We start from the raw sequence: 19,887 nt of genomic DNA, 5'->3' as shown, positions 1-19,887 counted from the left end.
AGCGGCGCGTCACAGCGGAACTTGTGTTCTTGTCCGTGCGTTAGCGGGTTGATTCACTTGCCTCGGGCTGGAAAGGGCCGCAACCCCATGGACGCTCGCCGCGCCGACGTATTCTCATTCGTGTCAGGCCGCAGTCGCGACGAAGCGGGCCTGATCGCGTTTCGTCCCCCACGCACCCTGCGCCGGGTGGCGCTGATCGGGAACTACACCCCCCGCAAGTGCGGCATCGCCACCTTCACCGCCGATCTCAAGTCGCAGCTCGGCCACTTCAGGCCCGAAATCGATGTCGCCGTATGGGCGCTCGACGATGCGGCCGCGCGCATGGAATACGCGGGCGTTGCCGGGACCATAGATCGCAACGATCCCAGCAGCTACGCCGCCGCGGCCGATGCGATCAACCAGAGCGGGGCGGATGCGGTCTGGCTTCAGCATGAATATGGCATCTTCGGCGGCGAAGATGGCGACATGGTGTGCGACTTCGTCAATCGGCTCGCCGCGCCCCTGATCGTTACCTGCCACACCGTGCTAAGCGCGCCTTCGCCCGCCCAGCGCCGGATCATGGAGCATCTGGTCGCCCGCGCCTCGCGGCTCATGGTCATGTCGAGCAAGTCGCGCGACCTGCTGGTGCAGTGCTACCGCGCTCCGCCCGAGGTGGTCGAAGTGATTGAGCACGGCGCGCCGGATCGGCCCTTTGGCCGCGAGGATGCCTTCAAGGCCGAGCGCGGCCTTTCCGGTCGAAAGGTTCTCACCACATTTGGCCTGCTGGGACCGGGCAAGGGCCTCGAGACCGTGATCGAGGCGCTTCCCGCTATTCGCGCCCGGCACCCGGAAATCCTCTACCGTATTGTCGGCGCCACCCACCCGAACCTCGTTGCGCGCGATGGGGAGGGCTATCGCGATGGGCTGAAGGATCTGGCCAATCGGTTGGAGGTGGCCGATGTCATCGAATGGGATGAAAGCTTCGTCGAGACCGAGGAACTGCTCGACCAGCTGGAGGCTTGCGACATCTACCTCACGCCCTATCCGGGACTTCAACAGTCGACCAGCGGCACACTCAGCTATGCCGTCGCGTTGGGCAAGGCGGTGGTTTCCACGCCATACGTTCACGCGCAGGAACTGCTGGCAGGCGGCGTGGGGGTTCTCATCGAACCCGGCTGCCCCGATGCGATTGCCCGCGCCGTGATCGACCTGCTCGACGATCCGGCCGAGCTGGCGGCGATGAAGGCGCGGGCTTACGCGCGCGGTCGCAAGACCATCTGGCCCCGCTTTGCCGCCGCGGCCGCGAGCCTCATCGAAAACGCCGTCGCACGCGCGCCGCAAGCCGGCCCGCGAACCCACCCCTCGCTCCAGGGCGTCCGGACCATGACGGACAGCACCGGAATGTATCAGCATGCTGTCGGCACAATCCCCGATCGCCGTCATGGCTACTGCATCGACGACAATGTGCGCGCGCTGATGCTGGTATGCCAGGCGCCCGCGATCGAGCCAAGAGAGCGCCAGGCGCTCGCGATGACGTACGCTTCGTTCATCCAGTATGCCTGGAACCCGGATCGACAAGGCTTCCGGAACTTCATGCGGTTCGACCGCACCTGGTGCGAAGAACTGGGGTCCGAAGATTCGAACGGCCGGACGATCTGGGCGCTCGGCGTGACGGCGGCGACTTCGTCCGATCCCGACCTCTGCCACTGGGCGCGGGAGCTGTACGACGAGGCGCTGGCGCCCGTTGCGAAGTCGCAGAGCCCGCGCACCGTGGCATTCGTCATGCTCGGGGCAGCCGCGATGCTCAAGGTGCGGCCGGGCCACGGACCCTCGATAACAGCACTTGCCGACGGGGCGGACCTGCTCGAACGGTTGCTCGGCGGGGCGCGCCGGCCGGACTGGGCATGGTTCGAATCCCTGCTCGGCTACGATAACCCGCGTCTCCCCCAAGCGCTGATCGAAGCCGGGGAGGCATTGGCCAATGCTACCTGGCGCGCTACCGGCCTCGAGACGCTTGCGTGGATTTCGGACCGCCAAAGAGCCCCGGCGGGGCACTTCCGCCCGATCGGCTCCGAGACCTTCGGCAAGCCGTACGCGCAGCTCCCCTTCGATCAGCAGCCGCTCGAGGCGCATGCAGCGATCGACGCGGCAGTATCTGCGTGGCGCGCAACAGGCGACCGCGCGTGGGTCGAACACGCGGAAATCGCCTGGAACTGGTTCTTCGGCGCAAACGACCGCGGGGTTGTGTTGGCGGATAGCGGGACGGGGCGTTGCCGCGACGGCATCACTCCACGAGGGGCGAATCTCAATTGCGGTGCTGAATCGATCCTCGCGTTTCAGCTTGGATATTGTTCCATGCTAGCGCTCGCGCCAGACATTGCCGGCGATTCGGGGAAGCGGGTTGAAGACCGAACACAGCAAGACCGGCGGCCCCTTGCATATACTTGATACGCGGCTTCACGCCGACCCGTCGCGGGTTGTGCTGCGCCCCTTTCACCTCGGTTGGCAGGCGACGAATGCCAAGGGCAATCGCGCCCTCCGGCTGGTGCAGGACGTCTGCGGTCTTTCGGAAGCTGCGGTGCGCCGGGAGTATGCAAAGGTTCTGGCGGATTTCGGCGAACGTCACTGGCAGACCGAGGACATGTTCTGCGATCGGTTCGGTGATGTGGAGCGGACGCTTGGCCTGGATGCTGGCGCGTATTCCGGCACGCGGCGCAAGCTGATCGGCGCTTATTTCTGTCACGAATATACCTACTCGGCCGCGGCGCTCATGAACCCGTCGATCGTGCCGCATCCAGACCAGTCCGGCTGCAACGGGGCGGCGGTGCGTTTCGTGATGAGCCTGCGCGCGGTGGGCGAGGGGCACATCAGCTCGATCGCGTTTCGCGAGGGCATCGCGCACACGGACGGCCGCTTCGACCTATGGCCGCAAAGTGCCTTTGCGACCTCGGTTGAACTGGACGATTCCAGCCTGTCGGATGCGGACAGCGGCGTCACGGTGCATCGCCACCTGGAAAGCAGTCTTTCGAACACCGTGATCTTCCCGATTACCGAACAGCAGCGCAATGGCCTCGAAGACCTGCGCCTCGTTCGGTTCGACCATGGCGGCGGCGAATATGAATGGATCGGCACCTACACGGCCTATTCGGGATCGACGATCCGGTCCGAACTTCTCCGGACTACCGATTTCCGCCGCTTTCTGCTCGAACCGATCCAGGGGCGGGCGGGGCGCAACAAGGGCATGGCCCTGTTTCCGGAGAAAGTCGGCGGCCATTATCTGATGGTGGGCAGGCAGGACGGGAAAAACCTCTATCTGCTGAAATCCCGGCGGATCGATCGGTGGGACAGCGAGGGTGTCCTGCTGATGGAACCCAGGTACCCGTGGGAATTCATCCAGATCGGAAATTGCGGCAGCCCCATCTGGACGGAACACGGCTGGTTGCTGTTCACGCACGGCGTGGGCGCCATGCGCAAGTATGCGCTAGGGTGCGCGCTGCTCGACCTCGACGATCCCTCGAAGGTCATCGGGCGGACGAAGGAACCGGTACTGACGGCGGAAGACGCCGATCGGTCCGGCTATGTGCCCAATGTGGTCTATACCTGCGGCGCGCTGCGGGTGCATGACCGGTTGTTCGTGCCGTACGGGATTTCGGACAGCTCGGTCGGTGTCGCGACGGTGGAAATCGCCGCGCTGTTGCAACTGATGAAGTGATGCTGCGTTGACACAAGGCATGGCTCACCCTGTCGTTCACCCTGTGATCCTGTGCGGCGGAAGCGGCACCCGCTTGTGGCCCCGCAGCCGGAAGGACAAGCCGAAGCCCTTCTTGCCCCTCATTGGCGAACGCACGCTCCTGCAGGCGACGCTCGACCGATGCGGTGACGAAGCGCTTTTCGCGGAGCCGGTCATCGTCGCTGGAAGCGCGCATGTCTGCCATATCGCGGATCAGGCCGGCGAGACGGCTACGGTTATCGTGGAGCCGGCAGCGAAGAACACGGCGCCTGCCATCGCCCTTGCCGCAGCGCTGCTGCCCCAGGATGCGATACTGCTGGTGAGCCCCAGCGATCACCACATCGGCGATGTCGGAGCTTTCCTGCGTTCCGCGCGCGCTGCGGCGGCGCTGGCGGCGGATGGGTGGATGGTCGCCTTCGGCATCGAGGCCGACCGGCCGGAAACGGGTTTCGGCTATATCCGCATGGGTGAGGCGATTGCAGGTGGGCACCGGATCGACCGTTTCGTTGAAAAGCCCGACCGCGCGACTGCGGAAAGATTCCTCACGGAGGGCGGCTACGCCTGGAACGGCGGCATTTTCGCCTTTCGGGCCGGCGCGTTCATGGAGGAGCTTGCGGCACACCGGCCCGCGATGGCGGACGCCGTGCGCAAGGCTGTGGCGGGTGGCCGTTACGAAGGGCGCGAGTTCCATCCCGCAAGCGATCCGTTCGCGGGGATCGAGGGCGAGTCGGTCGATTATGCAGTGATGGAAAACACACATCGCGCTGCAGTCGTACCGGCGGCCATGGGTTGGTCCGATATCGGAAACTGGGAAGCCCTGCGCGACGCGCGCGAAGGCGACGAAGCGGGCAACCGGGTTCGCGGCACGGCCGAACTGGTCGATTGCCGCAACGTGCTGGTGGAAACCGATGGGCCGCGGGTGTCGGTAATCGGCCTGGAGGACGTGATCGTTATCGTCGACAACGGCGAGGTTCTGGTCACCTCCGCCGCGGGTGCGCAGCGCGTTGGAAGGCTGCACGGAGCGGCGCGTCAGTGACGGTCGGTCGCCTCTTGCCGACCAAGCAGGTGGAGAAGCCCTGGGGGCAGGACAGGCTGCCGCCGCCCTTCTCCGCCCCTGTGGGCAAGCGAATTGGCGAAATCTGGTTCGAACCGCCGCCCGAGATGCCCGAGCTGCTCGTCAAATACCTGTTCACGAGCGAGAACCTGTCGGTGCAGGTCCATCCGTCCGATGATCAGGCGCCTCGCGGAAGCCGCGGGAAGGAGGAATGCTGGCTCGTTCTATCGGCTAAGGCGGGCGCGCGGCTAGCGGTCGGCTTCAAGGCGGCAGTGACGGCGGACCAGATGCGTGCCGCTGCACTGGACGGGTCGATCGAGGGCCTGCTCGAATGGCACCATGTCGCACCTGGCGATTTCATCTACCTTAAAGCCGGGACTGTTCACGCGATCGGCGCGGGGCTGTCACTGATCGAAGTGCAGCAGAATTCCGACATTACCTATCGCCTGTACGATTACGGGCGGCCGCGCGAACTGCATCTCGACGCTGGAATCGCGGTCGCGGAGGGGCGCGTACATGACCCGAAGCTGCGACGCCATATTGCGGGACATGGCGAAATCGCGCTGGTCGAAGGACCGTATTTTCGCCTCGACCGGCTGGACGGCTCGCCGTCGGCGGCGGCACTTTCGCGGTATGGATCGCGCGCTGTCCTCGTCATTCCGATCGATGAGCCGGTCTCCGTCGATGACGTGCGCATCGAGCCTGGGGAATGCGGCCTCGCTGGTTCGCTTGGCGCCGTGCGGTTCGATCTCGCGGGCAGGGCCCTGATCGCGCAACCGGTCTAGTAGGCCGCCGAGCGCGCTAGGAGCGACCTTCCGTGGCGAGGCCCGGTCCGTCCGGGCGCCAGGCCCAACCGGATTCGCGCATCGTGCTCCGTTATCTTGCCATTCACCCCCCCGCTCCTACATTCACGAGGCGAAAGGACGGCACGCCAGATGAACGAAGACAAGGATCCGCAGGGCCAGGGGCCGGGGGGAAGCCCGGGCGGTCCCAATCCGTGGATGAAGAGCCTCATGGTCTGGGGCGGTATCTTCCTGGCGCTACTGCTGGTCGTCTCGATGTTCGGCCAGGCCGGCCAGACGCCGGGCCAGTCCATCCGCTATTCCGAATTCCGTGACCGCGTGGCGGCCGGATCGGTGAAGGACGTGCAGATCGCGTCCAACCAGATCACCGGCACGATGAAGAACGGCGATACGTTCGCCACCGTGCCGATCGCCGGCGACACCAGCCTGACGACACTGCTGGACGAATCCGGCGTGTCGTATTCCGGGAAGGAAGCCGACCAGCCCAACGTCATCCTCTATCTCTTGATCCAATCCCTGCCGTTCATCCTGATCCTGGGCATTGCATTCTTTGCGCTGCGCCAGGTGCAGAAAGGCGGCGGCGCGGGCGGGGCCATGGGCTTCGGCAAGTCCAAGGCCAAGCTTCTCACCGAGAAGCAGGGCCGCGTCACATTTGACGATGTCGCCGGCATCGACGAGGCGCGCGAGGAGCTGGAGGAGATCGTCGAATTCCTGCGCGATCCGCGCCGCTTCTCCAAGCTGGGCGGCCAGATTCCGAAGGGCGCCCTTCTCGTCGGCAGCCCGGGGACCGGCAAGACACTGCTTGCCCGCGCTATCGCAGGCGAGGCGGGTGTGCCGTTCTTCACCATCTCGGGCTCCGATTTCGTGGAGATGTTCGTCGGCGTCGGCGCCAGCCGCGTGCGCGACATGTTCGAACAGGCGAAGAAGAACGCGCCCTGCATCGTCTTCATCGACGAAATCGACGCGGTCGGCCGCCATCGCGGGCACGGACTCGGCAATTCAAACGATGAACGCGAGCAGACGCTGAACCAGCTCCTAGTAGAAATGGACGGGTTCGAAGCGAACGAAGGCATCATCATCATCGCCGCCACCAACCGGCCCGACGTGCTCGACCCCGCGCTGCTGCGCCCGGGCCGCTTCGACCGGCAGGTCGTGGTGCCGGTGCCCGACATCGACGGGCGGGAGAAGATCCTGGCCGTTCACATGAAGAAGGTCCCGCTCGCCCCAGACGTGAATTCACGCACGCTGGCGCGCGGCACGCCCGGGTTCTCCGGCGCCGATCTTGCGAACCTGGTCAACGAGGCAGCCCTGCTGGCCGCGCGCCGCAACAAGCGCTTGGTCGCGATGCAGGAATTCGAGGACGCGAAGGACAAGGTCATGATGGGCGCGGAACGCCGCTCCATGGTCATGACCGACGACGAGAAGAAGATGACCGCCTATCACGAGGCGGGCCATGCGCTCGTGTCCTTGCGCGAGCCGGCTTCGGATCCGATTCACAAGGCCACGATCATCCCGCGCGGGCGCGCGCTCGGCATGGTGATGCGCCTGCCGGAACGCGACAACTACTCCTACCACCGCGACAAGATGCACGCCGACCTCGCCGTCAGCATGGGCGGCCGGGTGGCGGAGGAACTGATCTTCGGCCACGACAAGGTATCGAGCGGCGCGTCGAGCGACATCCAGTACGCCACCACCCTGGCGCGAAACATGGTCACGAAATGGGGCATGAGCGAGAAGCTCGGCCCGCTGCAATACGAACAGCAGCAGGAAGGCTACCTGGGTTACGGCGGCAGTCAGCGCACCATGGGTAGCGACGAGACCAACAAGCTGATCGATGCGGAAATCAAGGGCCTGGTCGAGAGCGCACACGCGCGGGCTACCGCGATACTCGCCGGCGAAACCGACAAGCTGCACCTGCTGGCGCAAGCCATGCTGGAATACGAAACACTGACGGGCGACGAGATTCGCGACCTGCTGGATACGGGCAAGATCGATCGTCCGGATGCGCCGGCGACCCCGACGGCCCGGCCGGTTCGCGGATCGGCCATTCCCCGGGCCGGCAAGCGCTTTGGCGGGGAGGCTGCGGCGGGGGCCTGAGCCGGCGCAGCCGCGCCCTCGATGCGCGGATCGTCAGCAGGCATTCACGTTTGCCGCCCGATGAGCGATCCTCATTTTTGAGAGGGGATCGGGGCTTTGCGAATTCTGTTTTATTCGGTCGCCATGGGCGCGGCCCTTGCAGCGGTACCGGCGCTGGCGGCGCCCGGCGACGTAAATGCCGAGGAATTCTACATCGATGCCAAAGCGCTGATGGGCAAGGGCATGGGCGCCATGTTCGACAAGCGGACCCGTCCGATGATGGCCCAGATGAAGGACGCAGCGGCCGCCACAAAGGCGGCAAACGATGCCGCCACCGCGCGCGGGGAACCGCTGTACTGCGTGCCAGCCGCTGCCCGCAAGAAAGGCATGGGCGCCGAAGAGGTCGTCGCCAAGCTGGGTCGCTTGCCGCAATCGCAGCGCAAGGCGTCCACCTTGCGCCAGGCGTGGCGTGCCGCGCTGATCCGCGAGTTTCCCTGCGGCTGACGATACACGCCGGCCGCTCGGCTTCGGTATACTTCAGGCGCCGGCCATCCAGAATATCGCCGCGGCGAACAGCCCTATCGCGATCCACGCGAACAGGCTGAGCGCCAGCATTCGCCAGACCGCGCCGAGGCGCGACAGGCCGTATGTGCCGCGCAGCTGGCGGTACATGTGGAACGGGGCGTAGAGCAGCAGCAGGCCGCCCACGCCGCCGGCGTTGACGTAGAACAGCAGGCTGACCACTGCGGCGAGGGCGATCATGAAGGTGATCGAATACGTCACGAACACGGTGTGATCGTACCCGCCGAAACGGCGGCTGAGGGGGAACAGCAGCCACACGAACGGCACGCTGAGCGGGATCAGCATCCAGCTGTACTTGTAGGCGCTGGTCTGCGCCTTGTAGATCGCCAGCTGCGGGTTCTCCCGCACGTGTTGAATCATCTGGCTCAGCTTCGCGTTGTTCGGTTCGGGGCTGTCGGAGAAGCCTTCGACGAACTGTCGGGTGAACTCGCCGCCTTGTCCGTTCTTCAGCGCGCTCAAGGCGCGCTGCTCTGCTTCGAGGTCCGCGACCTTGCGATCGATCTCGGCGCGTTCTTCGCCCTGCGCCGTGGTCCGCTCGACCTTCAGCCTTTCCAGCTCACGGGTGTTCTCGGCAAAGTCGGCGTCCATCGCCCCGGCCACTTGGGCCGTCGGAATGCCGCTGGCGCCGCTGCCCAGCGCGTTGAACAGGGCGAAGCTCAGGAACACGACGAAGAGAAACAGCGCAATCGGGCTGACATAACTGGCGCGGCGCCCGTCGATATATTCGCGGGTCAGCTTGCCGGGCTTCCACGCGAGCAACGGCACGGTGCGCCAGATCTTGCCTTCGAAATGGAGCACGCCGTGCAGCAGGTCATGGAAGAACGCGCCCAGCGTGCGGTGCACGTGCCCACGCTGGCCGCACGCGTGGCAGTGCGGGCCGACCAGCGGCGTGCCGCAGTTGAGGCAGGCCGCCTCGTTCGTGTGGCCACCTGTCTCGCCCGCTGCCGGCTCCACCGTGCGCGCCAGAACCGCGCCGCTGCCCGCATCGGCGATGCCGTGCGCGATCGTGCCGAACTCCCCCGTCATGCAATCGATCATACGCCTGCTGGAGGTTGCAGCGCCAGCCGGAACATACCGAGAACGAGTGCGTTGACGCGGCGAAAGGGAATTCAGCCATGACCGACCGCCACCCGACCGACAACCACCCCAGCGAAAGTCCGAAGGTTGAGCCGACATCGAACGCAGTCAAGGCGCCCGCCGACTGGACCACCGGCGACGAACCGATGACCGGTGCGCAGGCGAGCTACCTCAAGACCCTGAGCGAGGAAGCGCACGATCCGAAGGCATACGACACCGACCTCACCAAGGCCGAGGCATCTGAACGGATCGACGCGCTGCAGGACACGACCGGGCGCGGCCGCTAGCTAAAGCGCGCGCCACAACGAAAAAGGCCCGCGCCATTTGCGAAAGGGCGCGGGCCTTTTTTCATGGCCGCAAAGTCGGGCGTTCAGCCTTCGTAATCGCCGCCGACGCTGGTGGAACGGACGGGGGCAGCTGCGGTGATGCGCAGCGCTTCGGCCGACTGGCTGAGCGAACCGATCTCGTCCGCCTCGTCCTCGTCGTCCGGCAGAATCTTCTGGAGGCCGACAACCACGGATTCGTGAAGGTCCTTGGGGCGCACCGTTTCTTCCGCGATTTCTCGCAGGGCGACGACCGGGTTCTTGTCGCGGTCGCGGTCGATCGTCAGTTCGGCGCCACCCGAGATTTCCCGCGCACGCTGCGCGGCAAGCAGGACGAGGTCGAAGCGGTTCGGAATCTTGTCGACACAATCTTCGACGGTAACGCGCGCCATCGGGCACTCCGGGTAACGGGTGTTCGGGAAAGCGCGCGACCTAGGGGACGGGCGTCGCCAAGTCAAGAAAATGCCTCTAGGCAGCCTGCCATGCAGTACGTCGATCCGCCGCCGTTCACTGCCGAGGCGCAGGGGCACCGGCTGACGTTCTACCCCGCCGGCAAGGACCGGCTCGCCGCGATGATCGACCTCATCGACGGCGCGCGCGATTCGCTGCGCGTATGTTTCTACATCTTCGCCGAAGACGCGAGCGGAACGCTGGTGCGCGACGCGTTGACCCGAGCGGCGGAGCGCGGGGTGAAGGTCAACCTCATCGTCGATGGTTTCGGAGCCGATGCGCGAAAGGCGTTTTTCGCCCCGATGTGCGACGCGGGGGGATCGTTCTGCTGTTTTTCACCCCGATGGAGCCAGCGATACCTCATCCGCAACCACCAGAAGATGGTGATCGCCGACGGGCGCTTTGCCATGGTCGGCGGCTTCAACGTGGAGGACAGTTATTTCGCCCCGCCCGAGGTGAACGGCTGGAACGACCTGGCAATCGTGATGGAAGGCACCGCGGTATGCGATCTTGCCCGCTGGTTCGACCAGCTCGACGCCTGGACGCGCGACCCCCATTCGAAATGGCGTCATATCCGCCGCTTGGTGCGCCACTGGCAACCTGGCCACGGCCCCGTGCAGGTCCTCATCGGCGGGCCAACCCGCGGCCTGTCGAGCTGGGCCCGGAGCGTGCGAAGCGACATGATCGGCGGTGCCCGCCTGCACATGATCATGGCCTATTTCTCGCCTTCGAACCGCGCGATGCGGGCGATCGGCAAAGTGGCACGCCGCGATGGTGCCCGCCTGGTGCTTGCGGGCAAGAGCGACAATCCAGCCACCATCGGGGCCACGCGATCGCTATACGATTACATGCTGAAGCGGCGGGCGCGCATCTGGGAGTTCGAGGCGTGCAAGCTCCACACCAAGCTGATCGTTATCGATGACGTCTGCTATTTCGGCAGCGCCAATTTCGACATGCGCAGCCTCTATCTCAACCTGGAGGTGATGATCCGCGTCGAGGACACGGCACTGGCCGCGCGGCTGGTCGAATATATCGACGGGCACATCGGCGCCTCGGCCGAGATCACGCCATCGCTGCACAAGGCGCGTGGCGGCCTGCTCAACCGGCTGCGGTGGAACGTCTCGTGGTTCCTGGTCGCGGTGGTCGATTACACCGTAACGCGGCGCCTCAACCTCGGCCTTTAATCGTATCCGCCGTACCGCTGGTCGTCCGCGAGGTCGGAGAAGCGGGTGATCTTGGGCTCGAACTTCAGGCGCACCTTGCCGGTGGAGCCGTGGCGCTGCTTCGCGATAATGAGTTCGGCGAGGCCGTGCACTCGCTCCATCTCGCTGGCCCAGGCAGCGTGGGCCTCGTGCGCCTTGGCGTCGTCATCCGCCTGCGGCACCTTGGGTTCGCGCTGGCCGACGTAGTAATCCTCGCGGAACACGAACCACACCATGTCGGCGTCCTGTTCGATCGAGCCGGATTCGCGCAGGTCCGACAACATCGGCCGCTTGTCGTCGCGTTGCTCCACGGCGCGGCTGAGCTGTGACAGCGCGATGACCGGCAGCTCCAGTTCCTTGGCAAGGGTCTTGAGGCCGCGGCTGATCTCCGAAATCTCGTTGACGCGGTTGTCGCTGGCGCGGTTCGATCCCTGGAGCAGCTGGAGGTAATCGACCACGATCAGGCCGATATCGTGCTTGCGCTTGAGGCGCCGGGCGCGCGTGCGCAGCGCGGCGATGGAAAGCGCCGGCGTGTCGTCGATATAGAGCGGCAGCTCGGCCAGCTTCTGGCTGGCGAATGACAGCGACTGGAATTCATCGCGGCTCAGCTTGCCCATGCGTAGCGCCTCGCTGGAGATGCCGGCCGTCTCCGCAAGGATGCGGGTGGCCAGCTGGTCGGCGCTCATTTCCAGGCTGAAGAAGGCGACGCCTGCGCCCACGCTCGCCTTGTCGTCAATGCTGTCGCGGCGGTCGCGCAGCAGGCGGTCGGCGCAGTTGAACGCGATGTTCGTCGCCAGCGAGGTCTTGCCCATGCCGGGACGGCCGGCGAGGATCACGAGGTCCGAATCGTGGAGGCCGCCGATCTTGTCGTTGATCGAAACGAAGCCCGTGGTGGTGCCCGCGATGTGGCCGCCTGAACCGATCGCCTTTTCAATCTGTTTCAGCGCCTTGGTGGTCGCCATGCCGAAGCTGGAGGCTTCGGAATTGCTGGCTGCGCCCTCGGCCACCTCGAACAGCGCGGCCTCCGCCGCTTCGATCTGCTTGAGCGGCGCGACCGAATCGCTGGTGTCGAGCGCCCCTTCCACGAGGTTGCGGCCCACGCTCACCAGTTCGCGCAGCAGGGCAAGGTCGTAGATCTGCTCTGCCAGTTCGCGCGGGGCGAGAAGTCCCTGCCCGTCCGCCGTCAGCCGGGCGAGGTAGGTAATCCCGCCCAGTTCCTTCAGCGCATCGTCCGCTTCGAAATAGGGCTTGAGGGTGACAGGCGTCACCACGGCGTTGCGGTCGAGGAGGGTCAGCACGCGTTCGAACACGCGGGCGTGAACCGGTTCGAAGAAGTGCTGCGGCCGCAGCGGAGTGCCCAGCTCTTCCAGCACGCGATTATCGATCAGCACGGCGCCGAGGAACGCGGCCTCCGCCTCGATATTGGCGGGCAAGGCGCGAATCGCGGGCAATTCGGTGGTCTGAGGGCGGAGGAGAAGATCGGTCGCGGCCATGTGCGCTTCAATGGTCCAAGCGGACGCCGGCATAAAGCCGCTTGTGCGCTGAATGGCGGGATAGGGCTGTGCAAAAGCGCTGGCCGCGCGAAACGCTTGCCGCCACCCGCGCCCATCTGCGACAAGCGGCCCGCAATGGCCGAATACCGCATCGCGAAGATTACGCTGGACGAGGACACGATCCTGTGGCGCAACGCGGATGTCGAGCAGGAACGCCGGGTCGCGATCTACGACTTGATCGAAGAGAACACGTTCAAGCCACTGCGCGCGTGCGAGGCGGGGCATCACGGCCCGTACGATCTGCGCCTCGCGGTGCAGGAAGGGCGGCTCGCCCTCACCATCGGTGACGCGGCAGGCGCGCCGCTGGAAACGCTGGTCCTGGGCCTGGCGCGTTTCCGCCGGCCGATCCGAGATTATTTCGCCATCTGCGACAGCTATTACCAGGCGATCCGCAAGGCGACCCCGGCCGAGATCGAGACGATCGACATGGCCCGGCGCGCGATCCACAACGATGCTGCGGAGCTTCTGCTCGATCGGCTGGCGGGGAAAGTGGAAACCGATCATCCCACCGCACGGCGCTTGTTCACGCTCATCTGCGTGCTGCATATTCGCGGCTGACGGGAAGGGGCGCGATTCGTGGCTGGGAGGAAAAAAGGCATCGGCTGGCGCGCGCGTGCGCTCGGTGCGCTGCTGCTGGCCGCCCTGCTCGCCGCGGGCTGGGGCTGGTGGCGGCTGCAGCACTGGACGCCGGAAGCCGCGGAATATCCCGATCAGGGGGCGGAGGTCGGCGCGGCCGACGTGGTGGTGCGGTTCGATACGCTGAAGGCGCTCGGCGCCACGTTCGCCTATCTTGATGCCAGCGACGGCACGCGCCGGGATGCCGCTTTCGCCACCAATTTCGCCAACGCCCGGGCCGCCGGCCTCAAAGTAGGCGCGGTGCACCGGTTCGATCCGTGCAAAATGGCGGACGGTCAATCGGCCAACTTCGTGGTAGTCGTGCCGCGCCGCAAGGACCTGCTGCCTCCCGCGGTCGCGCTCGACCGCACGGCCGACGATTGCCCTTCGCGGGTGAGCGACGCGCAAGTCGAAAGCGAGCTGATGACGCTCATCAACCAGATCGAGGCGCATTCGGGCAAGCCTGCGATCCTTCAGGTTTCCCGTACGTTCGAGCAGCGCTACGGTCTCGCCAGCCGGATCGAGCGGAACTTGTGGGTCGTGGGGACCTTCGCCCGCCCGACGTACACCTCGCGGCCATGGCTGCTGTGGACCGCAAACCGCAAGCTGATGACACCCGCCGCGGACCAACCGCTGCGCTGGGTGGTCGTGCGCCCCTGATCTGCGCTAGGAGCGCGGCCATGACCGACACCGACCTGATCGCCGCGGCCCGGGCCGCCGCCGTGCAATCCTATTCGCCCTATTCCGGGTACCCGGTTGGCGCCGCGCTGCTGTTCGCGGACGGCAGCGTGGTGACCGGTACCAATATCGAAAATGCGAGCTATGGTCTCGCCCTCTGCGCCGAGACGGTCGCCGTGGCGAAGGCGATGGCCGACGGGGTGCGAGGCGGTCTGGTGAAGGTCGCGGTAACGGGACCTGACGACAAGGGCGCCGGCGACCCTATTACGCCCTGCGGCCGGTGCCGCCAGGTGCTGAGCGAGCTGGCTCAGCTCGGCGGCACCGATCCCGCGATCCTGTGCGTGGCGCCTGGCAACGTACGGACCGTCCGCATGAGCGAACTGCTGCCGCATGCCTTTGGACCCGCCAGCCTCAAATGATGGATCGCCGGGCGGCGATGGCGGGCCTGGGCGGGGCTGCGACGGCATTCGCGATTCCCGCGGGCGCCGCGTCCCGGCGTGGCGGCAAGAGTGCCGGCCGGCGCCTTCCGCCCCGCCTCCGGGTCGGCGACACGGTAGGGATCGTCTCGCCGTCGAGCGCGGTCGAGGCGGAGGAAGGACTTCAGCGCGCCGAATGGTGGGTGCGCGGCATGGGCCTGGTGCCGCGTTTCGGCACCCATGCGGCCGACCGCCACGGATACCTGGCGGGGACGGACGCCAACCGGGCGGCCGATATCAACGCGATGTATGCCGACGACGCGGTGCGCGCGGTGTTCGCGGTGCGCGGCGGCTGGGGCGGAGCGCGCATCCTGCCACTGCTCGACTGGGACACGATCCGTGCCAATCCCAAGCTGCTTATCGGCTATAGCGACGTGACCGCACTCCACCTCGCGTTCGCAGCGCGCGCCGGGTTCCCGACGATCCACGGCGGCAACGCCTCGAGCAGCTGGCCCCGCGTGAGCTGGGAAAGCCTGTGGCGCATGGCTTTCGCCGGCGAGGCGCCCGTTCTGGGCGGCTCCGAGGTGGAGGCGATCTCGGGCAGGGCGGGCCGCACCATTCGCGGCGGCACGGCGCGCGGCACGTTGCTCGGCGGCAACCTCACGATTCTGTCCACCTTCATGGGCACCGGATGGCTGCCCGATTTTGCTGACGCGATCCTGTTCGTCGAGGATACCAACGAGTCTGAATACCGCATCGACCGGATGCTGCAGCAGCTGCGGCTCGCCGGCGTGCTCGGATCGCTTGCGGGCGTCGTGTTCGGCCAGTGCACCGGTTGCCGGAGCACCGATCCGGATTACGCGGGGTTCACCCTCGATTCGGTCATCGACCAGTACCTCGCCCCGCTCGGCGTCCCGGCCTTCACCGGCGCCAACATTGGCCACGTTGCGGGGCAGCTGAGCCTGCCGTCCGGCGCCGCGGTCGAGATCGACGCCGACGCGCGGACGATTCGCCTGCTTCGGACGATCACCGCCTGACGGCTCAGGCTGCCGGGGTCTCCAGCCATTCGAGCAGGCTAGCCAGGCAGTCGCGCGCCAGCAGTTTGCTGCGTTCCGGGCTCCACCCCTGCGCCGCGTCGGGCAGGTCGTCGTTGTCCTTGAACGGCATTTCCAGCGTCATCGAGCAGGCGCCGAAGCGCTCAGCGAGCTGGTTGGTGCTCATGGCAAGGTTCGCGGTACCGGGCCGGGCGACTTCGTAACCCTTGGCCGTCTGGAAATCGGGCGTGCGCCGTTCCAGGATGCGCTGGTAGCGCGTGTATTTCTCTCCCAGCGCGTCGGACCACGAAGGGATGCCCTCGAACCCTGCCAGGAAGACGGCGGCGATTGCTTCGTCCCCGTGCACGTCCATCGCGAAATCGACGCCGGTCTCGTCCATGGCGTTGCGGATCGCCAGGACCTCGGGCGACTTTTCGGGGCTCGGCTCGTGCCATTCGCGGTTGAGATTGGTGCCGGCCGCGTTGGTGCGCAAGTGGCCACGCCGGCTGCCGTCGGGATTGCAGTTCGGGACGATGTGGAACGTGCACAGTTGCCGCAGCTTGCGTGCGACCGGGTCGGCCGGGTCGGTCAGGCATTCCAGCGCGCCTTCCATCCACCATTCGGCCATGGATTCGCCGGGATGCTGGCGGGCATAGAGCCATACCTGGTTCTCGCCTTCGCCCAGCTCCAGGCAATCGATCGGCTGGCCGTCGAGCGTGTTACCGAGGTGACGGTAGCTGACGCCTTCGCTGGCCGCGGCTTCGGCTACCAGATCGTGGTGGCGTTCCATCGAATAGGGCGCGAAATAGGCGAACCAGGCGATGCCGCTGGCGGGCGTGTAGGTGATCGTCAGCGTGCCGCCGTTGGCATCCTTGTCATAAGTGCTGTCGGCCCGGCCCCAGAAATCGCGATCCTCCGACACACAGGCGCGGTACCCGGGCCAGCCTTCGGGATATGCCGAGGTGCCGAGATCGACGATCTTCAGCGTCAGTTTCCGCCCCGCTGCGCCGGTGACGCGGAAATGGAACCACTGCCGGAATTCCGATTGATGGTCGGCGGGGATCGTCAGGCGCGCGGTGGCGCCGTCGATCGAGAGGACTTCGATGTTACCGCTGTCGAACTGGGCGTCGATACGGATCGGATGCGAACTGGTTTCGGTTGCGATCATTTCGCCCCGATAGTCGCTCCCGATTCGCCTGGGAAGCCGGAGAACAGCTTGCCGGCCATTTCGCTGGCGAGGCGGCGCGACTCAGCGTCCTTGGACCCGGCACGCGGGCTCGCTTCGGCGCGGCCTTCCCACAAGTGCGTGCCGGCGGCATCGACGATTGTGACGGCGAGCGTGCTGTCGAGCACTTCGCCCGAGCGATTGCCGCCGAGAAGAAAGCCAAGGCCCACGCCGAGGTCGAGCCCGCTGCGGCGACCATAGTATCCGCCGCCCGAACCGACGCCCACGCCCACGCTGACGCCGCTGCCCGAACGGGCGCGTTCGCGCTGCACGACGGCCTGGTCGAGGCTCACCTCGGCAACCCGCGGCGCATCGGGCACCAAGGTAAAGCCCTGGCGGATCAGCGAGCCGGCGACTGCGTCGAGCCATACCTGCATCGGAAGCGTGCCGGCCTCCATGCCGGGAGCGGCGCGCACGGCGATCGGACCGGGCGCCGCTGCGGACAGCGACTGCGGGGTGTGGAAGCGCGTGACCGCCACATCGGTCGCGGCGGAGGCCGGAACCGCGAGCGCAAACGCGGCGAGTGCCGGCAGGGATGCCTTCTTCATCATACCAACCTTTTTGAGTCATGCCCCTGAAATCGAACGCATAATATCGCGCCGGGCATGGCCACGCGATGAACGCGGCGCCCGCGTGGCAAACCGTTTGTTTACCATGCCAGGCTAGGTTCGGCGCCATGACCAGCACGCCTGCCAAGTCCGCTCTTCCCGTCCTCGTCACGGGCGGGGCAGGCTATATCGGCAGCCACGCCGTACTCGCGTTGCGGGATGCGGGGTACCCCGTGGCGGTGATCGACAACCTGTCCACCGGTTTCCGATTCGCGGTGCCTGATGACGTCCCGTTCTTCCACGGCGACATCGAAGACACGGGCTTCCTCGCGCACATATTCGCGACACAGGGCACGCGCGCGGTGATGCACTTCGCCGGGTCGATCATCGTACCCGAATCGGTGGCGGACCCGCTGAAATATTATCACAACAACACTGCCAAGAGCCGCGGCCTTATCGAGGCGGCGGTAAAGGCTGGCGTGCCGCATTTTATCTTCTCCAGCACGGCCGCGACGTACGGCGTGCCGGCGAGGGATCGCGTGGCCGAGGACAGCCCTCAGGTGCCCATCAACCCGTACGGCTGGTCGAAGCTGATGACGGAGCAGATGCTGGCCGACACTGCGGCGGCGTGCGGCATGAACTACTGCGCCTTGCGCTATTTCAATGTGGCGGGGGCCGACCCACAGGGCCGCAGCGGCCAGTCGACAGACGGGGCGACGCACCTCATCAAGGTTGCAGTCGAGGCGGCGCTGGGCAAGCGCTCGTCCGTTGCGGTGTTCGGCACGGACTACGGCACGCCGGACGGAACCGGTGTGCGGGACTACATCCACGTGTCCGATCTTGCGGCGGCGCACGTCTGCGCGCTGGAGGCGCTCGCCGCGCAGCCCGCGCAATCGTTGCGGCTCAATTGCGGTTACGGCAGGGGATTCTCCGTCCTCGAGGTTTTGGATGCGGTGGACCGGGTCACGGGGCGGCCGGTCGAGCGGCGGATGGAGCCGCGCCGCGCGGGCGACCCCGGTTGCCTGGTGTCCGACAACGCGCGAATCATGGCCACGCTGCCCTGGCGACCTCGACACGCGGATCTCGACACTATCGTCAGCCACGCGTTTGCCTGGGAGGAACGCCTGACGGCGATTCGCCGCGACGCGGCCCGCGCCGCCTGATCCACGCTTGACGTGTCGCCTCCGTTTCCCTAGGGGCGCGGCTTGTTTTTGGCGGCATCGGAACGCAAATTCCGGTGCCGAAAATATTTCAGGTCAGAACCATGAAGATCCGCAACAGCCTCAAGTCCCTCAAGGACCGTCACCGCGATTGCCGCGTGATCCGCCGCCGCGGACGGACTTATGTCATCAACAAGACCAACCGCCGGTTCAAGGCCCGCCAGGGCTGATGATCGCCGCACCGCGGCGCGCCCGCGGTCGCATTGGTTGCACGAGCCCCTGCATTCGCGGGGGCTTTTTGCGTGTCTGAACTCGCCGGACGCGGATTAGCGCTAACCGAGCGTGGGCCAGTCGCAGCAGTCGTATTCGACATAGGCCGGGTGCTGATCCGGTGGGAGCTGCGCGCCCTCTACGCAAGGCTGATCGCCGATCCTGACGAACTCGATTGGTTCCTGGCCAACGTAGTGACCGAGGAATGGCACTTCCAACACGATGCCGGGCGTCCACTCGGCGAAATGGTGCCGGAACTGCAGGCGCTGTACCCGGAGCACGCTCCACTGGTAGATGCTTATGCCACGCGCTTTCTCGAGACGATCCCCGGCCCGGTGCCCGGCACCTCGGAGATAGTCGAACGGCTCGATGCACGTGGTGTGCCGCTCTATGCGATCACCAATTTCGGATCTGAGTTCTGGGCGGAGTTCCGGCCGACATTCCCCCTGCTCGATCGGTTTGGTGAGATCGTGGTTTCCGGCGAGGAAAAGGTCGCAAAGCCGGACGCTGCGATCTTCGATCTGGCCGCGTCACGCTTCGGGTATGCGCCGCACGCCATGCTGTTCGTGGACGATAATGTCGCTAACGTCGCAGCAGCCCATGCGCTGGGATGGCAGGTCCACCACTTCGTCAATGCCCCAGCGCTGGAAGCCGATCTGGTGGAGCGCGGCCTCATCTGAATACCCAACGCACGGGCCCCGACGCGACGCCGGGGCGCGCAGAATCGCCCATCGGGAGGGAGAGATGGGTTGGACCGGTCAGTTGCCGTTGCAACGTGCCAGCTCGGCGGGTTCCAACGCCTTGCCGCCGGCAGTAAACGCCGCGATGGGCCCCACTTCCTTCGCAAGTCGCGCGCACACGATGGCCGGGCGGCTGGTACCCTTGGCCGCCGCGCACGAACTGTCCGCGCATTTCCACGCCAAGCCCCCGGCGATGGCGTTGGCCTTGGCAGTGGGGGCCGTGAGCTGGGCGCGATAGAACACGCCTTCGGCCCCCTGGGCAGGCGAGGGCGCGATGGCAGTGCCGAGAGAAAGCGTCGTCCATGCCAGCGCGGCAACGATCGCGACAGGCTTTGCCCTGCTTGAGCTTAGAGTCGTCATGGGTCGCATCCT

21 protein-coding genes are annotated in these 19,887 nt (G+C 66.0%); 15 read left to right on the top strand and 6 right to left on the bottom strand.

Annotation, left to right across the window (positions count from 1 at the left end; translation table 11 throughout):
- Window positions 1-87 precede the first annotated feature (87 nt).
- The 6 genes from GRI40_RS07745 to GRI40_RS07720 all read left to right on the top strand — a co-directional run bounded on the left by GRI40_RS07745 (window position 88) and on the right by GRI40_RS07720 (window position 8,146).
- Entirely contained in the window at window positions 88-2,427 is a 2,340-nt protein-coding gene (locus tag GRI40_RS07745) for a glycosyltransferase family 4 protein (protein ID WP_160610790.1), read from the top strand.
- Window positions 2,381-3,691 (top strand): glycoside hydrolase family 130 protein, encoded by a 1,311-nt coding sequence (locus tag GRI40_RS07740; RefSeq protein ID WP_237489022.1) that lies wholly within the window; start codon window positions 2,381-2,383, stop codon window positions 3,689-3,691. The genes GRI40_RS07745 and GRI40_RS07740 overlap by 47 nt, the downstream gene beginning before the upstream one ends.
- 19 nt (window positions 3,692-3,710) lie before the next feature.
- A complete protein-coding gene (locus GRI40_RS07735) occupies window positions 3,711-4,745 on the top strand; it encodes a mannose-1-phosphate guanylyltransferase (protein ID WP_160610789.1) in 1,035 nt (344 codons plus the stop codon).
- Window positions 4,742-5,548 (top strand): cupin domain-containing protein, encoded by an 807-nt coding sequence (locus GRI40_RS07730; RefSeq protein WP_160610788.1) that lies wholly within the window; start codon window positions 4,742-4,744, stop codon window positions 5,546-5,548. The genes GRI40_RS07735 and GRI40_RS07730 overlap by 4 nt, the downstream gene beginning before the upstream one ends.
- Before the next feature lie 150 nt (window positions 5,549-5,698).
- Window positions 5,699-7,663: an ATP-dependent zinc metalloprotease FtsH gene (gene ftsH, locus GRI40_RS07725; protein WP_160610787.1), complete on the top strand. Its 1,965-nt coding sequence runs from the start codon at window positions 5,699-5,701 to the stop codon at window positions 7,661-7,663.
- A 96-nt stretch (window positions 7,664-7,759) separates the two neighbouring features.
- The gene (locus GRI40_RS07720; RefSeq protein WP_160610786.1) at window positions 7,760-8,146 is read left to right on the top strand and encodes a hypothetical protein; all 387 of its coding nucleotides are present in this window, start codon (window positions 7,760-7,762) and stop codon (window positions 8,144-8,146) included.
- A 33-nt stretch (window positions 8,147-8,179) separates the two neighbouring features.
- Here GRI40_RS07720 and GRI40_RS07715 read toward each other — a convergent pair whose 3' ends face one another.
- The gene (locus GRI40_RS07715; RefSeq protein ID WP_160610785.1) at window positions 8,180-9,250 is read right to left on the bottom strand and encodes a DUF3667 domain-containing protein; all 1,071 of its coding nucleotides are present in this window, start codon (window positions 9,248-9,250) and stop codon (window positions 8,180-8,182) included.
- An 89-nt stretch (window positions 9,251-9,339) separates the two neighbouring features.
- Between GRI40_RS07715 and GRI40_RS07710 the strand changes: the two genes are divergently transcribed.
- Window positions 9,340-9,588 carry a DUF3072 domain-containing protein gene (locus GRI40_RS07710; RefSeq protein WP_160610784.1) on the top strand — a complete coding sequence of 83 codons (249 nt, stop codon included), beginning with the start codon at window positions 9,340-9,342 and terminating at the stop codon, window positions 9,586-9,588.
- An 83-nt stretch (window positions 9,589-9,671) separates the two neighbouring features.
- On the opposite strand, the gene rpoZ is transcribed toward GRI40_RS07710, so the two are convergent.
- On the bottom strand, window positions 9,672-10,016 hold the full coding sequence (rpoZ, locus tag GRI40_RS07705) for a DNA-directed RNA polymerase subunit omega (protein WP_160610783.1): 345 nt from the start codon (window positions 10,014-10,016) through the stop codon (window positions 9,672-9,674).
- Between the two features lie 90 nt (window positions 10,017-10,106).
- On the opposite strand from rpoZ, the gene GRI40_RS07700 reads away from it, so the two are divergent.
- Window positions 10,107-11,258, top strand: a complete 1,152-nt coding sequence (locus tag GRI40_RS07700; protein ID WP_160610782.1) for a phospholipase D-like domain-containing protein — start codon at window positions 10,107-10,109, stop codon at window positions 11,256-11,258.
- Here the strand turns inward: GRI40_RS07700 and GRI40_RS07695 are convergent.
- Window positions 11,255-12,769, bottom strand: coding sequence for a replicative DNA helicase (locus GRI40_RS07695; protein ID WP_160610781.1), 1,515 nt, complete (start codon window positions 12,767-12,769; stop codon window positions 11,255-11,257). The two genes, GRI40_RS07700 and GRI40_RS07695, sit on opposite strands and share 4 nt — an antisense overlap.
- Before the next feature lie 135 nt (window positions 12,770-12,904).
- Here GRI40_RS07695 and GRI40_RS07690 point away from each other — a divergent pair, with 135 nt between their 5' ends.
- From GRI40_RS07690 to GRI40_RS07675, 4 genes are read left to right on the top strand one after another with little or no spacing between them, the layout of a single operon-like run.
- Complete coding sequence (locus tag GRI40_RS07690; protein ID WP_160610780.1) at window positions 12,905-13,387, top strand: UPF0262 family protein; 483 nt, start codon at window positions 12,905-12,907, stop codon at window positions 13,385-13,387.
- Between the two features lie 18 nt (window positions 13,388-13,405).
- Window positions 13,406-14,104: a GH25 family lysozyme gene (locus GRI40_RS07685; protein ID WP_160610779.1), complete on the top strand. Its 699-nt coding sequence runs from the start codon at window positions 13,406-13,408 to the stop codon at window positions 14,102-14,104.
- Between the two features lie 20 nt (window positions 14,105-14,124).
- Window positions 14,125-14,541 (top strand): cytidine deaminase, encoded by a 417-nt coding sequence (locus GRI40_RS07680; RefSeq protein WP_160610778.1) that lies wholly within the window; start codon window positions 14,125-14,127, stop codon window positions 14,539-14,541.
- Entirely contained in the window at window positions 14,538-15,575 is a 1,038-nt protein-coding gene (locus GRI40_RS07675) for a S66 peptidase family protein (protein ID WP_160610777.1), read from the top strand. Before GRI40_RS07680 ends, GRI40_RS07675 begins: the two co-directional genes overlap by 4 nt.
- 4 nt (window positions 15,576-15,579) lie before the next feature.
- On the opposite strand, the gene GRI40_RS07670 is transcribed toward GRI40_RS07675, so the two are convergent.
- Window positions 15,580-16,740: a M14 family metallopeptidase gene (locus GRI40_RS07670; RefSeq protein ID WP_202390160.1), complete on the bottom strand. Its 1,161-nt coding sequence runs from the start codon at window positions 16,738-16,740 to the stop codon at window positions 15,580-15,582.
- Complete coding sequence (locus tag GRI40_RS07665) at window positions 16,737-17,345, bottom strand: DUF4136 domain-containing protein (protein WP_160610776.1); 609 nt, start codon at window positions 17,343-17,345, stop codon at window positions 16,737-16,739. Before GRI40_RS07665 ends, GRI40_RS07670 begins: the two co-directional genes overlap by 4 nt.
- A 128-nt stretch (window positions 17,346-17,473) precedes the next feature.
- On the opposite strand from GRI40_RS07665, the gene galE reads away from it, so the two are divergent.
- The 3 genes from galE (at window position 17,474) to GRI40_RS07650 (ending at window position 19,455) form a co-directional block, all read left to right on the top strand.
- Window positions 17,474-18,508, top strand: coding sequence for a UDP-glucose 4-epimerase GalE (gene galE / locus GRI40_RS07660; protein ID WP_160610775.1), 1,035 nt, complete (start codon window positions 17,474-17,476; stop codon window positions 18,506-18,508).
- A gap of 101 nt (window positions 18,509-18,609) precedes the next feature.
- Window positions 18,610-18,735 carry a type B 50S ribosomal protein L36 gene (ykgO, locus tag GRI40_RS07655; RefSeq protein ID WP_029941846.1) on the top strand — a complete coding sequence of 42 codons (126 nt, stop codon included), beginning with the start codon at window positions 18,610-18,612 and terminating at the stop codon, window positions 18,733-18,735.
- A 72-nt stretch (window positions 18,736-18,807) separates the two neighbouring features.
- Window positions 18,808-19,455, top strand: coding sequence for an HAD-IA family hydrolase (locus GRI40_RS07650; RefSeq protein WP_160610774.1), 648 nt, complete (start codon window positions 18,808-18,810; stop codon window positions 19,453-19,455).
- Window positions 19,456-19,533: 78 nt separating this feature from the next.
- On the opposite strand, the gene GRI40_RS07645 is transcribed toward GRI40_RS07650, so the two are convergent.
- Entirely contained in the window at window positions 19,534-19,875 is a 342-nt protein-coding gene (locus tag GRI40_RS07645; protein ID WP_160610773.1) for a CC_3452 family protein, read from the bottom strand.
- Window positions 19,876-19,887 lie beyond the last annotated feature (12 nt).

The sequence above is a fragment of the Tsuneonella aeria genome, assembly GCF_009827495.1.
In the GTDB taxonomy this organism is placed as follows: domain Bacteria; phylum Pseudomonadota; class Alphaproteobacteria; order Sphingomonadales; family Sphingomonadaceae; genus Tsuneonella; species Tsuneonella aeria.
This window is presented reverse-complemented; position numbering and strand designations above follow the sequence as displayed.

Coding starts and splice junctions, on each gene's coding strand:
- GRI40_RS07745 (WP_160610790.1), top strand. CDS start 88: ATGGACGCTCGCCGCGCCGACGTATTCTCATTCGTGTCAGGCCGCAGT.
- GRI40_RS07735 (WP_160610789.1), top strand. CDS start 3,711: ATGGCTCACCCTGTCGTTCACCCTGTGATCCTGTGCGGCGGAAGCGGC.
- ftsH (WP_160610787.1), top strand. CDS start 5,699: ATGAACGAAGACAAGGATCCGCAGGGCCAGGGGCCGGGGGGAAGCCCG.
- GRI40_RS07715 (WP_160610785.1), bottom strand. CDS start 9,250: ATGACGGGGGAGTTCGGCACGATCGCGCACGGCATCGCCGATGCGGGC.
- GRI40_RS07710 (WP_160610784.1), top strand. CDS start 9,340: ATGACCGACCGCCACCCGACCGACAACCACCCCAGCGAAAGTCCGAAG.
- rpoZ (WP_160610783.1), bottom strand. CDS start 10,016: ATGGCGCGCGTTACCGTCGAAGATTGTGTCGACAAGATTCCGAACCGC.
- GRI40_RS07700 (WP_160610782.1), top strand. CDS start 10,107: ATGCAGTACGTCGATCCGCCGCCGTTCACTGCCGAGGCGCAGGGGCAC.
- GRI40_RS07695 (WP_160610781.1), bottom strand. CDS start 12,769: ATGGCCGCGACCGATCTTCTCCTCCGCCCTCAGACCACCGAATTGCCC.
- GRI40_RS07690 (WP_160610780.1), top strand. CDS start 12,905: ATGGCCGAATACCGCATCGCGAAGATTACGCTGGACGAGGACACGATC.
- GRI40_RS07680 (WP_160610778.1), top strand. CDS start 14,125: ATGACCGACACCGACCTGATCGCCGCGGCCCGGGCCGCCGCCGTGCAA.
- GRI40_RS07675 (WP_160610777.1), top strand. CDS start 14,538: ATGATGGATCGCCGGGCGGCGATGGCGGGCCTGGGCGGGGCTGCGACG.
- GRI40_RS07670 (WP_202390160.1), bottom strand. CDS start 16,740: ATGATCGCAACCGAAACCAGTTCGCATCCGATCCGTATCGACGCCCAG.
- GRI40_RS07665 (WP_160610776.1), bottom strand. CDS start 17,345: ATGAAGAAGGCATCCCTGCCGGCACTCGCCGCGTTTGCGCTCGCGGTT.
- galE (WP_160610775.1), top strand. CDS start 17,474: ATGACCAGCACGCCTGCCAAGTCCGCTCTTCCCGTCCTCGTCACGGGC.
- ykgO (WP_029941846.1), top strand. CDS start 18,610: ATGAAGATCCGCAACAGCCTCAAGTCCCTCAAGGACCGTCACCGCGAT.
- GRI40_RS07645 (WP_160610773.1), bottom strand. CDS start 19,875: ATGACGACTCTAAGCTCAAGCAGGGCAAAGCCTGTCGCGATCGTTGCC.